Origin of the sequence: Pedobacter cryoconitis (genome assembly GCF_014200605.1) — a bacterium.
In the GTDB taxonomy this organism is placed as follows: Bacteria; Bacteroidota; Bacteroidia; order Sphingobacteriales; family Sphingobacteriaceae; genus Pedobacter; species Pedobacter cryoconitis_B.
Genome location: NZ_JACHCE010000009.1, coordinates 27,586 through 44,372 on the forward strand (window position 1 = coordinate 27,586; position 16,787 = coordinate 44,372).

General features: G+C 40.7%; 14 protein-coding genes. 5 read left to right on the forward strand and 9 right to left on the reverse strand.

Features of this window, described 5'->3' with window-relative positions:
- Position 1 precedes the first annotated feature (1 nt).
- The 4 genes from HDE68_RS21720 to HDE68_RS21735 all read right to left on the reverse strand — a co-directional run bounded on the left by HDE68_RS21720 (position 2) and on the right by HDE68_RS21735 (position 2,906).
- A complete protein-coding gene (locus HDE68_RS21720; RefSeq protein WP_183884340.1) occupies positions 2–985 on the reverse strand; it encodes a DUF5777 family beta-barrel protein in 984 nt (327 codons plus the stop codon).
- 34 nt (positions 986–1,019) lie between these two features.
- Positions 1,020–1,580, reverse strand: a complete 561-nt coding sequence (locus HDE68_RS21725) for a YceI family protein (RefSeq protein WP_221300879.1) — start codon at positions 1,578–1,580, stop codon at positions 1,020–1,022.
- A 66-nt stretch (positions 1,581–1,646) separates the two neighbouring features.
- A complete protein-coding gene (locus tag HDE68_RS21730) occupies positions 1,647–2,012 on the reverse strand; it encodes a c-type cytochrome (protein WP_183884341.1) in 366 nt (121 codons plus the stop codon).
- 9 nt (positions 2,013–2,021) lie between these two features.
- Positions 2,022–2,906 carry a hypothetical protein gene (locus HDE68_RS21735; RefSeq protein ID WP_183884342.1) on the reverse strand — a complete coding sequence of 295 codons (885 nt, stop codon included), beginning with the start codon at positions 2,904–2,906 and terminating at the stop codon, positions 2,022–2,024.
- Between the two features lie 222 nt (positions 2,907–3,128).
- Here HDE68_RS21735 and HDE68_RS21740 point away from each other — a divergent pair, with 222 nt between their 5' ends.
- On the forward strand, positions 3,129–3,722 hold the full coding sequence (locus HDE68_RS21740) for an RNA polymerase sigma factor (RefSeq protein ID WP_183884343.1): 594 nt from the start codon (positions 3,129–3,131) through the stop codon (positions 3,720–3,722).
- A 38-nt stretch (positions 3,723–3,760) separates the two neighbouring features.
- On the forward strand, positions 3,761–5,104 hold the full coding sequence (locus HDE68_RS21745) for an outer membrane beta-barrel protein (protein WP_183884344.1): 1,344 nt from the start codon (positions 3,761–3,763) through the stop codon (positions 5,102–5,104).
- A 20-nt stretch (positions 5,105–5,124) separates the two neighbouring features.
- On the opposite strand, the gene HDE68_RS21750 is transcribed toward HDE68_RS21745, so the two are convergent.
- The 5 genes from HDE68_RS21750 to HDE68_RS21770 all read right to left on the reverse strand — a co-directional run bounded on the left by HDE68_RS21750 (position 5,125) and on the right by HDE68_RS21770 (position 13,396).
- Positions 5,125–6,039: a metallophosphoesterase family protein gene (locus HDE68_RS21750; protein WP_183884345.1), complete on the reverse strand. Its 915-nt coding sequence runs from the start codon at positions 6,037–6,039 to the stop codon at positions 5,125–5,127.
- Between the two features lie 76 nt (positions 6,040–6,115).
- Complete coding sequence (locus HDE68_RS21755; RefSeq protein ID WP_183884346.1) at positions 6,116–7,915, reverse strand: RagB/SusD family nutrient uptake outer membrane protein; 1,800 nt, start codon at positions 7,913–7,915, stop codon at positions 6,116–6,118.
- Between the two features lie 4 nt (positions 7,916–7,919).
- Positions 7,920–11,333, reverse strand: a complete 3,414-nt coding sequence (locus HDE68_RS21760; RefSeq protein WP_221300889.1) for a TonB-dependent receptor — start codon at positions 11,331–11,333, stop codon at positions 7,920–7,922.
- A gap of 260 nt (positions 11,334–11,593) precedes the next feature.
- Positions 11,594–12,739 carry a FecR family protein gene (locus HDE68_RS21765; RefSeq protein ID WP_183884347.1) on the reverse strand — a complete coding sequence of 382 codons (1,146 nt, stop codon included), beginning with the start codon at positions 12,737–12,739 and terminating at the stop codon, positions 11,594–11,596.
- 78 nt (positions 12,740–12,817) lie between these two features.
- Entirely contained in the window at positions 12,818–13,396 is a 579-nt protein-coding gene (locus HDE68_RS21770) for an RNA polymerase sigma-70 factor (protein WP_183884348.1), read from the reverse strand.
- Between the two features lie 357 nt (positions 13,397–13,753).
- On the opposite strand from HDE68_RS21770, the gene serC reads away from it, so the two are divergent.
- The 3 genes from serC to HDE68_RS21785 all read left to right on the forward strand — a co-directional run bounded on the left by serC (position 13,754) and on the right by HDE68_RS21785 (position 16,785).
- Positions 13,754–14,851 carry a 3-phosphoserine/phosphohydroxythreonine transaminase gene (gene serC / locus HDE68_RS21775; protein ID WP_221300896.1) on the forward strand — a complete coding sequence of 366 codons (1,098 nt, stop codon included), beginning with the start codon at positions 13,754–13,756 and terminating at the stop codon, positions 14,849–14,851.
- A complete protein-coding gene (locus HDE68_RS21780; RefSeq protein ID WP_183884349.1) occupies positions 14,838–16,007 on the forward strand; it encodes a DUF1015 family protein in 1,170 nt (389 codons plus the stop codon). The genes serC and HDE68_RS21780 overlap by 14 nt, the downstream gene beginning before the upstream one ends.
- Positions 16,008–16,179: 172 nt before the next feature.
- Positions 16,180–16,785 carry a GNAT family N-acetyltransferase gene (locus HDE68_RS21785; RefSeq protein WP_183884350.1) on the forward strand — a complete coding sequence of 202 codons (606 nt, stop codon included), beginning with the start codon at positions 16,180–16,182 and terminating at the stop codon, positions 16,783–16,785.
- The last annotated feature ends 2 nt before the right edge of the window (positions 16,786–16,787 follow it).

Genomic DNA, 16,787 nt, shown 5'->3' on the forward strand with positions numbered 1-16,787 from the left:
GTTATTGCCTGGTTTCTTTTTTATTGAAGGAGAATCTTCTGGCAATACTAAAGCCCCAGCGATACTGGCCTTTTAGCCATGAGCTGGTGGTTTGAGAAATATACTGCATTTCTTCAATTGCTGCGGCATTGGTGAAATTAAGGTGGAAAACGTGTCCTCCAGTCTCAATTTCCAAGCCTACACCCAGTGGATTATAGAATTTTACACCGCTGGTTTGTTCCAGATATTCTTTATCTGCCCTGTTGCGGAACGGAATGGAATAGTCCACTACAATAGCCATTCTTTTGCTGATTTTTGCTCTTGCGCCTGCACCAATAGCAAAAAGATCATTCTGATCTCTGAACGCGGTGAAATTGCTGTGCAGATAACCCGGCGTCAGGCTAAATGAAAAATTAGAGTTAAACTTTCTGGCAAATATGATCTGGGTAACATAGTTCATCCGGTCAGTGAATTTACGGTATGCTGTAGCTGCTGCCGGATCATCACTGGCATGGACTGCAGCAATGGTGTTACTGCCAAATAAAGTGACTGCAAATGGAATATAGTCATCGGTTGTTTGTTCCAGTAAGCGGAATTTAATACTGGTTTCATATAATTGCTGAACAGCGGTTGCACCCTTTGCCCTGGCCAGACCTACACTGAGGCGGTCTGAGATACCATAGTCAAAACCAATCCTGACATCGGTAGAATTGTCTAACCCGAAAAACTGTTTGATACCGCCATTACTGCCTCCAATATCTCCGAAGCGGTGATCTACTTTAAATTCCAGTTCGTTTTTATGGATGGTTTCATTGGTATGGCTGTTGATCAGTTTGGTATCTTTAAAGGTGGCAAATACCTTTTCGTGAACCGGATTGGTATTCGTTAACTCTTTCTCCAGATCCTGTTGTCCAAAGCTATACAGAGAACTGATTAAAAGAGTAAACAGCAGCAATATTTTTTGAAGGTGCGTTTGCTGCAGGGTTGTTCGTATTTTTTGTCTCATTTGATAGTTTTTTGAGAAATGGGCGGTTGATGGTTTATGTTTTTTTAGCCTGGTATACGGCTGATAAGCGTACCTCTACAAACTCGGCGATGTTCTTAAATACGAGAGAGGGTACTTTGATCTGATGATCTTCTATTTTTACTTTAAAGGCAGTTTTTGCAGTAATTATACCCTGGGCAATGAGGAGTGTTACTTTGCATTGGTAAGGTTTTGTTACGCCATGGATATCCAGGTTTCCTTCTACGTTAACCGTATAATTTCCATCCTTAGTCAGATCTGTATCATCTGTGATTCTTCCGCTGAACTTAGAAAATGGGAAACGGTCACTTTCCATATAATTTTCATTAAAGTGTTCCTGCATTAGTTTTTTCTTGAACTGAAAAGAGGTATTACTGACTTTAAAAATAATCTCTCTTGTTTTCGCATTGATTACAGAACTGGCCGTAGTGCTTTTGCCCTCTATATCTTCCATTACAGTACTGGAAAAGAAGGAAACGGCGGCATTTTTACTGATGAAAATATCCTGGGCATGGACATGCATTGTTAATAAACAGATGCCCAGAAGAAGTAATAATTTGTTTTTTAATGTTTTCATATGGCGATGATTTATTGTTTTAAAAGGGCTGCAATCTTTGTTTGAGATCTGGCATGACCATTTTGTTTATTGCGGCATACCTTTGTCAAACCAGTCTTTCAGGGATTGAAGTTCTGCAGCAGTGAGTGTGCCTCCGATAGGCATTGTTTTACTGACCAGAACGACTTGTTTAATTTTGTCTGCATTTGCATTAACTGAGCTGTATCCATTGAAAGTCCAGGCACCAGCTGCTCTTTTGCCCGGTGCATGACAACCGGCACATCTGGTCTGAAATAAAGGATCAACTACAGTTGCATAGGTACCAGAAGCACCGGGAGTTCCCGGTACTTCTGGTGTGATTGGCTTAGGTTCTTCGGCCTGTTTTTTTGTACAGCTGAACAGGAAGAAGAAACTAATGACAATGACTATCAAAGGAGATGTATATTTTGACATAATTGTAGTTTAAGGGGTTAAAGCAATTGTATTTACTGTAAGAATTGGCCATAAACCTGCACCAACACTAACTCCTTTGGTATCGCCGCGTTTAGCATCCGGGCCGAAATAATAAAGCGGGTGGCCTTTGTAGGTCAATTGTTTTTTACCAGCCGAAGTAATCTGTACCATCATATCCTTTTTTAATACTGAAGGGACATTCAATATATCCGATTCATAAATTGGCCAGGTACTGTTATTACTTAAATCTGCTTTGGTATAGGTATTCAGGTTAAATTTATCCGGTGCAAAAGCATATAACGTCCTGCCAGCTGCATCAGTTAAATATTGGGTTACACCTGTTCCTGGTTTTTCATCACCGGTATAGTTCTGTCCATCGATACCTACCAATTGATTATTGGCTAACATCACAGAGTAATCAGGTTTTGCAACAAACCATGTCCCGCCTGAACCATCACCATTGACATCTGTTTTATTGATATCGCCAGAAAAATAATATAAAGGCCATCCTTTGTAAACGGTTTGTTTTTTACCATCTGCACGGGTAATTGTGCTGATGTCTGTTGCTGTAATACCAGTTGGAGCAGTTTCATTTCCGGCATAGTATGGCATCCAGGTTACTGCGCAGCCACCTGTACAGGCTGAGGTACCGTTAGCATCAAGCGTAAAAGCATAAAGTGATTTTCCATTAGCATCTGTAAGAATGCTGCCAAATGTTGCATTGGTGGTCAGTGCAAGGCTGGAGTTAGCAGCAGGTGGGGTGACAACAGGCGGGTTGCCATAAGGGTCCTGACCATTAGCAGGCGTAGCGTCGTTGTTTTTTGAGCAGGCTGACAACAAAACTATAACGGTTAAGCTGCAAAGGGCCAGACTTTTTTTTAGAGATGGGACCATAATTGTTAAGGCTAAATTTGAATAATCTTTTTAATTACTGCGGTTACGGTAATTGCAGATTAAAGGTTGCTCGTTATGGTGAAAAAATATTCTAAATAAAAAATAATTACCTGTATTACAGCTTTTTATGTATTAAAATAAATTTTATTATTAGGTTTGGCAACCTTTCGGGGATAAGTCACGTATAGGTAGAAAATGGCGCAGGTTAAAATATAAGAATAGGTGCAAAGTATCATTAACGGGTGCATCAAAAAAGAAAGGTCGAGTCAGTACTTACTCTATAAAGAATTTTATAGTTATTGCATGGCTATATGCCGTCGGTACGCTTTAAATGATGATGATGCTGCCGAAGTTTTGAATGATGGGTTTCTGAAGGTTTTCACCCATATCGGTAAATATGACCCCGTTAAACCATTTAAACCCTGGATTGCCCGTATCATCACCAATACTGCAATTGACCATTACCGGACGAACCTGAAATTTTCTGACCATGATGATGTCAGTGACCATGAAGATATAGGCTATGCTGCTTCAGTTTATGAACAGCTGGCTTATAAAGATTTATTGATTTTGGTTCAGCAGCTTTCCCCGGCTTACCGCACCGTATTTAATTTATATGCTATTGACGGCTATTCGCATGAGGAAATAGCCGGCCTTTTAAAAATATCAACAGGAACGTCTAAATCTAACCTATTTAAAGCAAGACAACAGTTAAGAGAAAAACTCATGGTGCTGAATATGAACAAGCCTCCGGACATCCCTGCCGACTTACAGATTGAGCGTAAGGTGGGCAGGTATAATGGAGAACAAATCTGAGGATTAACAATGGAATGCAAACAAAACAATAAATACTGATGAATAAAGACAATGATATAGATCAGCTATTTAAAGATGGGTTAAATGATCCGGAGATCCCTTTCAATGAAATGAACTGGGAGAAGATGGAGCGTAAACTTGATGTACAGGAGAAAAAAAGGGTTATTCCGATGTGGGTTTATACTGCAGGCGGGATAGCCGCTGCATTAGTGATTTCACTATACTTTTATTCTGCTCCGGTAACTTTAGATAAGCAGGCTATCAAAGTGCCGGTAACTGAGCATGTGGTTAAACCTGGAAAGGAAGTTGCCCCGGTGATTGGTACGGATTCATCAAAAATACAACTGCCGGCAGACAAAATCAGATTGAAACCAGGTGTTTATGCAGAAAAAGGATTACAGACGGCATTGGCCTATACAGGTGAAGTGAAACAGGTTGTTCCTGTTTTGCCTTTTGGAACAGCTGTACTGAATTCCGGAACCACGGTGATAAATCCTGGAAGCGTTGAAAATGTTCCGGTAACTACGGGAATAAATTCCGGAAGCACTGAAAGTGTTCCCGTGGCGACTAATCCTGTAACAACAGTTCCAGCGGGAAATATGATCGCTAAATCAAAGCAGCCGGTGGCTATAGAAACAGACAGTGCTATATTGGTTAGAAAGGCTAATGCTTTGGCGCATAGTAAAGATCCGCTGGAAAGAGTTAATGCGAATGAAATCGCACGCAGTGTGAAAAATAAAATGGAAAGTACAATACAGCCAAAAAATGATTTGATCTTAAGTGCAATGGCTGCTCCGGATATGTCTTTTACCAAAGATAGCAAGCCCTCTAAAGTAAGTTCCAATGTCGGGGTATTAGCTACTTATGCTTTTACGTCTAAAATAAGTATGACCTCTGGGGCTGTTTATTCCCGTAAATTTTATAATTCGGGAGGTACAACACCGCAAAGCAGCAGTTATCTGCCCGGTTCAGACTGGCAGGTCAGTGCAGATTGTAATGTGCTGGATATCCCTTTGAATGTAAATTATAAGATTTTTAATAAGAAGAAGCTTTCAGTGAGTTTAAATACAGGGCTTTCCAGTTATTTTATGCTGAAAGAAAAGTATCAGTTTACTACTGGTCAGGGAGATGCTCAAAAAGTCTCAAATCTGGAGCTGAATAATCAAAACCAGCATCTTTTTGGAATAGCGAATGTATCCGTAAGTTTTGATCATCAGATTACCCCTGCGGTGAGCGTTGGGGTACAGCCATTTGCTAAACTGCCTTTGACCGGAATTGGTTATGGAGATGCAAGTCTGAAATCGGCAGGGGTATCTTTTTCTTTGAATATTGGCTTGTTCCCGGCTAAAAAACCAGGTAAATACGCAGCTGTCAGGTATTAAACAACTGCGTATCAGCAATACTATATTTTTGTAGTGATATAAGTATTTTCCAGTGTACCATCATCATATAATTTGATAATAGCATATCCGGGAGGGGTTTCCTGATAATAGTAAGGCTGTGCAGATTTCTCGTCCCCTTTACCCCACCAGAAGCCGCTCATGGCACCATTGCAATAATATTCAACTCCATTGTACCAGGCCCTGTCTAATAAATGCTGATGTCCGCTAAGACAGACTTTGACCTTGTCTTTGTATTTATAAAACAGTTTTTTAAGTTCTTTATGGTCACCATGCTGTCCGCCTTCCCAGGTATTGGTTACCGTCAATACCGGATAGTGGGACATCAGCAGAACCGGTGTATTTGGCGCAAGCTGCTGCAATTCATTTTCCAGCCATTTGAACTGCTCCTCATCCAGTGACGTGTTTTTATTGTTACCGTCAAGTATAATGAAATGCCAGCCGTTTTTTGAAAAGCTATAATAGCGGTTAGGTATTTTTAATCTTTTAACCACATAGTCTTTACCATACATCTCATCTGCTTTGGATGGGGCAGCCCACCAGGTATCGTGATTACCAATACAACTGTGCACTTCATAACCTGAAATCTGGCTGATACATTTATCCCATACCGCCCATTGTTCTATGACCTGTTCACGTTTGATATTATCATAATCAGCTGCATGGATACTGTCACCGCCATTAAGAAAGAAGTCTACTTTGAGTTTTTTGATTTCCTGCAGACATTTTTCAAATCTGGTTGTTGCATCTTCAAATTGCCTGATATGCACATCTGTGATATGGGCTACAGTTAAAACCAGTTTCTTTTTGGGTGCCTTTTCGGCTTCATCCGGAACAGTGATTGCCTGAGCAGTCTTGCCAAAGGCCATTCCTAAAGCAGCAATCGGGATTGTTTTTAATAAGCTTCTTCTTTTCATTTTATATGTTTTTGATAAGAGCCTGTTTGAAACCAGCTTCCTGAGTTTTAAACAGGCTCAATTTGTCTTTTTATAATTACCAGCCTTTAGGCTGTGTCAGTTTTGGATTTAATAGTACCTGCTGAAACGGGATCGGGAAATAATAATATTTAGCTTCATCAAATAATCTCGGTGTATTTAAATTTTCAGGAAACATGATAAACCCTGAGGTTGTATTGCTTAAATAAAAGCTGTTACTGTTCAGGTAATACAGGACCAGTTTAGCACGTATAGCATCAGGAATACCTGCAATCGGATCGGTCTGTTCCGGTGATTGCAGAATGGCAATGTCTTCTACCCCGTCACCTGTCACATCCATTGCACCTAATTTTGGTACATATATCCCCTGGGTAGGTCTTTCCAGTAATTTCCCGGCTTTCCATCTTAATAAATCTGCATATCTGAAACCTTCACAAGCGAGTTCGACGTTACGTTCACGACGGATTTCCAGCAGCGCACCTTTATTACCGCTGCTAACCTGAGGGTACATATTGGCTAATACCTGATCTGGATTTGCATTGGCCATACCGATATTTAATGGAGCTACACCAGCACGGTTACGCAAAATATTAATGGTGAGATCGGCATCAGTTTGCGTAATAGTTCCTAATTCTGCTTTGGCTTCTGCATTGATCAGCAGGATTTCTGCATAACGGATAACCGGAAGATCTGTAAATTCTGTATATACTTTTGTAGATGGATCTATGGCGTAAAACTTGATTTGTGCATAACCGCCAAAGGTAGGCCTGATTTTATTCGGGATACCACCCAGATTGGTTGCAAAACCTGGAGGCATAATCGTTGTGCTCATTCTTGGGTCCCTGTTTTTAAAGACGTCAGCAAATGTTTTTTTATCCCAGCCCGGGCTGGAAGTAAAAGGTGTTCCGTCCAGCATCAGGTAGGTGTCAGCAAGGGATTTGCTCAATGACCATTGCCAGTCAAAGACATAATGTGTGCTGTTGGAACGGTTGAGTGCCTGGTCATAATCCTGGTAAAAAATAATTTCTTTATTACCGCTCAGATCTGTACTGGTAAATACTTTTTGATAATCTTCTCCTTTTTTACCTGTATTGTAAATAGAAAAACCTGCACCCATAATTTCCTGCGAAGCAGAAGCTGCTCTTTCCAGAAATGTATTTGCTGTTCCCTGCAGGCCCGATTCATCATGGTATTTTCGGAAAGTCCCTTCATACAGGCAGAATCTAGCCAGCATAGACATCGAAGCCCATTTGGTAATTCTGGTTGCACTGCCACCAGGTTTTACATGACTTGCTGCATATTCAAGGTCAGCACGGATAGAATCTGCAACCAATGTACGCGGGTCTTTTGCTTTGTAAAGGGCAGCCTCATCATTTGCATCCAATACGGTGGTGTAATAAGGTACGTCGCCATATCTTTTAAGCATAGCAAAATAAAAGTTGGCTCTGTAAAAACGGGCAATACCTTTGAAATGGTCAATCGTTGCCTGATCACCTTTCACATCCTGCAGATTGTTCAGCATGTAATTTATTCTGCGCAGGTTTTTCCATTCCCATGATTTGACATTTACCGTAGTTGCAGAGATTTTTCCCCTGATCATATTGTCAACTTCGCTGCCGCCAAGGTAAACGGATATGTTATCTGAAAACACGTCATCTGTTCCTGGCCCCAGAGCGGTCATTCCATCCATTTCATAAAAACCATTGGTATAGGTCTCTAAATCGGCAGTGGTCTTGAAGAAATCTTTAGGATCAATTGAGGTTTGTGGTGGTCTTTCCAGGAAATTTTTCTTACAACCTGTAATTAAGGTGATTGCTAGTATAACAAGTACCAGTGGAGTATAATATCTTGAGATCATGTGATTAGAAATTAAGGTTCATGCCAAATGAATAGGTACGCTGAAATGGATATATATTTCCTTGTAACCCTTCAGGGTCCAGCTTTACTTTGAGTTTGGAGTATTCAAAAAGATTCTCTCCGCTGATATAGAAATGAACATTTTCCAGTTTGAGTTTCTTCAGTATGTTTTTAGGAAGGGTATAGCCTATAGTTAGATTTTTCACTCTTAAATAAGCTGCATTCTGTAAATACCGGGTGTTTGGGATACCCAGTTCTTCTCCGGTATCTTCGGCAGCATAGGCTTTGACCCTTGGAAAATAAGCATTTGGCGTTTCTGGAGTCCAGTGATCCATATTCTGAGTAGTTACGTTTGTCCATGGCTGGGCATAGATCCCCCAGAAATAAATATTACTGCCTTGTGCGTACCAGTCTCTTTTGCCAACGCCCTGTAAGAATACCCTGACATCAAACCCTTTCCAGGATGCGGAAAGGTCAATACTGTAAGGAAGACGGATCTGGCTGTTTCCGATTTTATATAAGTCACCAGAATTACCTACTGTTTTATTTCCGAAATCTACTTTCCCATCTCCATTGCGGTCTTTAAATTTAATGTCACCCACAAAGTACTGATATCTCTGATCGTCCGTACCTACAGCGGTCTGATTCGCATGATTTTTTAACTCATCGGCATTCTGGAAAAAACCTTCGGATTCAAGTCCCCAGATTTCACCGATCTCCATTCCTTCATAATAGCTTTTTCCATCAAATGAAAAAGACTTTGTCGGATTATCGAAACGGGTAATATAGGCCCTGCTGTCACTGAGTGCGAAAGTTAAATTATAGGACAGGGGAGAACCGCCTACCTGTACGGCATCTCTCCAGTTCAGTCTGACTTCCCATCCTTTGGTCTTCAGGTCAGCAGAGTTTGTGGTAGGGGAAGCGGTACCAAATACGCCTGGTAATAGCTTTCCGGGAACAAGCATGTTTTTCGTATAACGCGTATATTTATCCAGGTTCAATTCCAGTCTGTTCTTGAAAAAGGTCAGGTCGGCACCCATATTGATAGTTGAAACCTTTTCCCAGGTGAAATTGCTGGATATGGCGCCGGGAGGGTTCACATAAGTATTTTGTTTACCGTCCAGTATCTGATTGCCTTTTCCGCTTTCCATTAAGGCTATATAATCATATTCACCAACAGAAGCCTGGTTCCCTAATACACCGTAGGAACCTCTGATCTTAAACTGGTTCATTCCTATGGCCTCTTTTACGGGTTTGAAGAATTGTTCCTCAGAGATAACCCATCCTGCAGATGCAGAAGGTACAAAGGCCCATCTTCTGTCTGCAGCAAAACGGGAAGAACCATCATAACGACCGTTAAATTCAAGGAGATATTTTTCTTTGAAATTATAATTCAGTCTGTAAAAAATCCCCTGAACTGCCCATTCTCTAATCGTTTCTTTAATCGTCTGATCGCCGGTGGCCAGGTTTACAGAAGGGATATTATTGGATATCAGTAATTTCCTTGAGGCCTGGAAATTTGTATTGATTGAATGCTCCTGGTTATAACCTACTAAACCTGAAATAAAATGATTGCCTAATCTTTTATGAGCCTCAGTGTAGAGATTGACTACATCATATTTTGCATTGATATTTCTGTTGGTCGCATCAGATGAGGTGGCCAGAGGAGGTGCTATATTGGGCCCGGTTTTATAAGGGACAGGGATGCTGTAAGCTCTGCTCAGGGTATCAACTCTTCTAAAAGTTGCATCGCCTTTTAAAGTCCAGACATCTTTAATTAAAGAGGCATCAAAAGCAAAAGTAGTTTGAACAGTATGGTTGTCGGTGTTTCTGCGGCCGCCTTCTTTTGCTGCCCCCAGTACACTTGCACCTGCCGGGGTCCATGAACCGTCCGGATTTTTAGGGACATCAATTACATTGCTGCGGTTAATAGCCTGAAAATAGGAATCATTGTCAATGATATTCGGGGACTGATAATTGCCTGCACTAAATATGGTATTGTTAGAAAGGGTTAGCCATTTTGTAATGTTGAGATCTACTTTTCCCCTCATATTGTACAGGTTATTTTTCTCATGGGCATCACGTGCCATCCCATTCTGGCTGTAATAATTTGCGGATAAATAATAACTTACCTGGTCAGCTTTTTTAGAGATAGTTACACCTGCATTATAAGTTGGGGCAGTTTTATTATAGGCTTCTCTTAACCAATCTGTCTGGCCGATATAAAACCATTTGTTTGGATCGCCGGGATCAATAATTACGCTGGGTAACGAAGGATCTAAAGAGCGTAAACGTGCTGCCTCGACCAGTGAAGCGCTATAAGCTGGATTATATAAGGGATAGGCAGCTTCATTTTTTATTTGCAGGGCTGTATAGGGATCGGTAACTACATCAGGTAATTTACCAATGGTCCGGATAGCGGTATAAGTGTTTACACTTACATTCAGTTTATTGCTCTTTGCAGATTTAGTGGTGATTAAAACTACCCCAAAGGCAGCCCTTGAACCATAGATTGCAGCCGATGCCGCATCTTTAAGTACAGATACACTTTCTACATCGGCAGAGTTTAACATGAGCAGTTCTGAAGCAGAAAAAGGTACGTTGTCAACAAGGATAAGCGGGGCGCCGCCATTGATTGAAGTATAACCACGGATGTTGAATTCTGGTACGCTGTTCGGTTTACCGCTGGCTATGGAGATGTTCAGGTTGGGGATTAATCCCTGCAGCCCTTGCCCTAAATTGACAATAGGCCTGTTTTCAAGTTGTTTGGAGGTGATTGCATCCACTGCCCCGGTCAGGTTTGCTTTTTTCTGTGTCCCGTAACCCACCACGACAACCTCTGTTAAATCGGAAAGTACCGGCATTAGGGTGATATTCATGTTTCCTGTTTGAGAAACCGGTGCTTCCTGAGATTTGTAACCTAAATAGGTGAAAACCAGAACGGCATCTGTATTGGGTACTTTAAACTGGAAATTTCCATTTTCATCTGTTTTATACCAGGTCTTTGTACCCTTGATCAAGATCGAAACCGAAGGTAATGGCAGGCCTTTTTCATCCAGTACTTTTCCTCTGACATCAATATCTTTAAAGAGGCTGATGATTTTATTGAGCAGTGAAACTGATAAAGGTTTGATTACAATCGTGTTTTCCTCAATCGTATAAGTTAGCTGCTGACCGGCGAGACAGGTTTTCATGACCTCATCGATAGAACTATGGTTAAACCTGGCATCAATTACTTTGTTTGCTTGCAGTTTATCCTGCTCCCAGAGCACGTTATAACCTGTTTGTTTCCTGATTTCCCTGAAAATAGATTTTATAGCTACATTTTTTCGTGTTAAAGAGATGTTCTGGGCTTTACTGCTGGCGGCGGCCTGGAGCAGAAACACAATCATTAAAACTGAAGTAAGTTTAACACTCATTATGAATTGTCTTTTAAACGCGGCATCAAGACCTGGAATCCCAGGCAGTTTAACTGGCAAAAATTTAGTAGCGCAGGCGCTTAACCTGCGAAAAAAAATAGTATAAATTGTATACATTTGATCGTTTGTTGGTGGTTTTGAAATATGCTATATCCTGGTTTATTCTGTTAACCTCAATAAACACATGGCTCAGGCCATGATATGGTCAGTGATGTTTGCAGCATCACTGGCTTTTTTTGAGATTACAGTATTGCTGTGGTTTATTTCACGACTATAATCTTCCTCCCTTCAATTTTAAAATGTACTGATCCGGTTAATTCCAATGTTTTTAAGATTTGTGATACTTTACCAAATCTGGATACGGTACCACTAAAATGTTTCTCACGCAGGTCGTTTTCCTGAAAATCTACTTTAACATCATACCAGCGTTCTACTTTTTTCATGATATTTTCAAGCCCTTCGTCGTTGAACATAAAAAGACCGTCCTTCCAGGCCAATGCTTCTTCTATGTCTACCGGAACTACCTGAATATGGTTACTGGTGATAGCCTGCTGTCCGGGTTTTAAGATCTGCTGTTCCTGGCTGTGCGCTGTAAGAGATACTTTAACACTACCTTCTGCCAGTGTAGTTTTTGCATGGCTTTCATCGGCATAAGCACTGATGTTAAAATGGGTACCCAAAACTTCAATCTTTTGCTTGCTGCTGTTCACAATAAAAGGCATGTTTTTATTTTTTGCCACTTCAAAATAAGCTTCACCTTTCAGCGTAACCTGGCGCTGGGTACCGCTAAACCTGGCAGGAAAACTTAAAGAAGAAGCCGCGTTAAGCCATACTTTAGTGCCGTCAGGCAGATTGACCTGGTATTGACCGCCTCTTGGGGTTTCAATGCTGTTCAGCGCAGTCTGTGCTTTGAGATCAGCTCCTGCTGAGGCGGGTTGTACGGTATAAACTAACTGACCGGTACTGGTCTTGGTAATCAGGCAGCCGGCTTGTTGAGCTATTTCGCCATTTGAGGCATCATCGAGTGCTATTTTAGTGCTGTCCGCTAAGGTCAGCAGTGCTTTATTACCACCCGGACGTATATCTGTCTTTGTGAAATCTGCTGGCTGATTTTGTCTGCCTGTATGAATGGAGGACGTTCCAAAGTACAGCCCGGTACTGATTATTAAAATTGCCGCCGCGGCATACCAGTATGTTCTTTTTTTAGCAGGGACTTTTTTATTGTTTTCTGCCAGGATACCAGCCCAGATTTCCTGCTCTGCTCCAGTGTAGTCGGGCTCCTGGTTTTCATCTGGTATATTGGCAGTTTCTTTTAGATACCAGCTTTCTACAATAGATTTTTCTTCTGCTGTACAATTGCCTTCAAGGTATTTCGCTATTAATTTTTTCGCTCTTTCGTTTTCCATGGTATCACCGGTTTTAACGGCTTATATGGTTAAGAACGTTTGCTCAAAGTAAGGTAGTAGAGGAAATGAAAAAATAATTTAGCTATGGAAGAATAACAGGATTGCAGCTAATGGCCCTAATCTTAAACGCAGTATTTTAATGGCGTTACTCATTTGTTTTTTTACGGTTTTATCAGAGATTTCCATTTTGAAGGCGATCTCTTTATGAGATAAATTGACCTTACGGCTCAGCTCAAATACTTCACGCATTTTGGCCGGCAGTTTGGCAATTTCACTTTCAATACGGGTAGCAAGTTCCCGGTTACGCACCAGGTGATCTGTGATGTCAGTTCCTTCATCGATAAACTTTTCCAGTGAATTCATGTACTTCTCTTTCACTTTACCACGTTCAAATAATTTAAGGATGCTGTTTCTGACAGCTGCGTAGAGAAAAGATGATAAGGAAGTGTGTAAGTCTAAAGTGCCTGATTTAGCCCAGACCATCACAAAGACATCCTGAATGACGTCTCTTGATTCTTCTTCATTTTGCAGAATTTTACGGGAATAGCGATACAGGATACTCCAGTACCTTTTATAAATTTCAGCATAGGCGTGATGATCATGCTCTTTTAAAAGCACCAGTAAATCATCATCTGAAAGCGAATCATAAGTGACCATTAACCCATTCTTATATTTGGAACAAAACAACCGTTAATTCCTGAATATACGATTCTTTGTTTATTATTATTTTGTTAAATGTTACCGGTAATTATGTTCCTGATTTTTAATTAATGTTAAGTATTGTTGAACATATTGCAGAAATACTAAACGATTGCCTGAGCCGGCTAATAATCTTTGAAACAGTTGCATAGGAAACATAATTCTGTTTTTAAGCCCGAATTTTACTGATAGACAATGGTTTATTTTGAAAATGATATGGGAATCAGTTTATTTATCTTTAATCAGTTACCCGAATAAGATCAAGCGATCTTTATTGCATCTTTAGCTTTTTGCTTAACCAAATATAAATTAAAGATGACGATCCAGATTAAACATAATTTTGGGGCGGGACCCTGTATCCTTCCTGCCAGTGTATTGGAACAAGCTGCTGAAGCAGTAAAAAACTGGGATAATAGTGGCCTTTCTATCCTTGAGGTTTCTCACCGCTCTCCAAAATTCGAAGAGGTAATGCAGAAAACGGAACAATTGGTAAGAGAACTTCTGGAAGTGCCAGAAGATTATGCAGTACTCTTTTTACAAGGTGGTGCGAGTACACAATTTTCAATGATCCCACAAAATTTCTTACAGAAACATCAAAAAGCAGCTTACCTGGATGCCGGGTTATTTGGCCATAAATCTATTAAAGAAGCAAAGTATTTTGGTGAGGTAGACATCGTTGGTTCTTCGGCAGGTGCGAGCTATTCCAGCGTACCAGAGATAGGAACGGTGACTAAAGATACGGCCTATTTTCATTGCACTTCCAATAATACCATTGAAGGGACAGAAATGTTCGGCTTTCCTGATTTAGGCGTGCCGCTAATCTGTGATATGTCTTCGGATATTTTCAGCAGAGTAATTCCGATCGGCCAGTTTGATCTTGTATATGCAGGTGCGCAAAAAAATATGGGCCCTGCGGGAATGACATTGGTCTTAGTGAAAAATGAATTGCTGGAAACTGTTAAACATCCTGTTCCATCTATGTCTGATTACCGGATTTACCGGGATAATCAAAGTATGTTCAATACACCGCCGGTATATTCTATTTATGTAGCCATGCTAAATCTTCAATGGTTGAAAGCGCAGGGTGGGGTTGCACAGATCGAGAAGGAAAATATCGCCAAAGCAGCCTTATTATATGCGGAGATAGATAGAAATCCTTTGTTTTACGGCATGGCCGATAAAGCACATCGTTCCAGGGTAAATGTTTGTTTTAAAATGCATGATCCGGCTAAAGAAGATGAGTTTTTATCCTTTGCTGCAGAAAGGGGTATGGTTGGGATTAAAGGTTATCGTACAGCTGGTGGTTTCAGAGCTTCGCTTTACAATGCATTGCAGATCAGTTCTGTAATAGCTCTGGTGGCTTGTATGCAGGAATATGAGAAACACAGTTTATTATCATATGGCAACAATTAGACCTTTCGTGGCCTTAAGGCCTCAGGAAGTTTATTTAGACAAAATGTTATCACTCAAAGCCCCCTCCTGTAATGGAAGGGGGAATGGTTTTATTGCCAGGATGCTGGATAAAGGACATTCTGGTGATCAGGGGCTGACCAATGCAAATATTCTGGCGAACCTCAAAAGGATGATCAGGTCTGGTGATTTTTATCAGGAAGAGCATCCCTGTATCTTTATTTATGAAATCACTCAGGGCAATCATGTGCAAACAGGGGTATGGGCTGTGACTGACCTGGACGATTTTGACAGGGGACATATCAAAACGCATGAATCTACAGCTGATTGTAATTCTTCTGGCTTAATTGACTACCGGGATGAGGTGGGGCTGGAAGGAGGCCCCTTATTGATTACTTACCGGCCAAACCGGGCAATCAGCTCCATTTTAAACCAGATCAAAAAGGCAGAGGCTAATTCTGTGTATTATGCAGATAAGATTTTTCACAGAATATGGACAGTTTATGATCTTAAAACGATCCGTGAACTCAGTTTGTATTTTTCTGAATTGCAGCATGTTTATCTTGCAGACGGACATCACCGCCTGCTGGCAGCGGCGAAGTACAGAAATATGGACTCAAAAACGATATTGGAATCGGGGAATTTTATTTCTTCTTTCTATTTGTCCAGCGACCAGTTGAGAATAAAGGAATCTTACAGGGTTATTATTCCGGCAGGAGAAATTTTCCTGGATCAGGTTTTTAGAACCATGAAGCGAATTTTTTCTGTGACTAAGTCGCAGCGCAATGAGCCTGTAATACCTGTTCAGGAGCGTGAATTTGGCTTATTTATGGATGGTAAATGGTATAGAATGGTTTATAAGATGAAAGATAAAGCAGGGCTGCCTGATGCCTGTCTTTTACAGCAAACCGTATTTGAACCCTTATTTAAAATAGAGAATCCTGAAACAGATGAACAGGTGATTTCTGTAGGAGGTGGCAGTGCTTTAAATGAGATTCAGCAAATTTTAGCGGATAACCCTGCTGCAATTGCTTTTACACTGGCAGTTATTAATGCCGATCAGCTGATGGATATTGCTCATCAGGGAATTAAACTCCCTCCAAAATCAACCTGGGTAGAACCGAAGATCCCCTTTGGTTTACTGTTAAGAAAATTATAGGATCATCCTGTTGAAATGAAAACAGACCTTTCCGTTTTGGAAGGGTCAGCTTAGTCTTGTGCGGGCCAATTAAAATATAATCTGCCTCTATACTTATCTAAAAGCTATTTATTAAGATTTCTGGCATCGGGCATATCATTTGGGTTTAGGTTTTTAAAAAATTTAGACTAAAATGGAGAATCAAATGATATTTGTGCGTGTTGCCACATTAAATGATATCAGATATGCCGATGAAATAGTTAAAGAAACTGAAGCTTCGGCGATTGCCAGAGGATCAGGAATTGCCAAACGTACTCCTGAATCTATCGCGCAAAAGATGCGTGACGGTAAAGCTGTTGTTGCGGTGACCAGCAGTGGAAAATGGGTGGGTTTCGCTTATTTTCAACCCTATGAAAACAATAAATTCGTTTCTAATTCAGGTCTGATCGTGTCTCCCGAATTCAGAAACTCTGGTGTCGCAAAAGCAATTAAAGACAGAGTTTTCAAAATGGCACGCAAGCTGTATCCTGAAGCAAAAATCATAAGTATTACCTCGGGTGCTGCCATTATGAAGATGAATACTGCACTGGGTTTTGAACCTGTTACTTTCTCGGAGATTACCCAGGATGAATCCTTCTGGGAGGGCTGCAAAAATTGTGTAAACTACGATATTCTGGAAGGGAAGAAAAAATGTAACTGTTTGTGTACAGCTATGTTATTTGACCCGGAAAAACATCAGGCAGAGACTATCCCTTCGGAGGTTTTAAGACATTTTCCTATGTATTTTTTCAGAAGCTAATT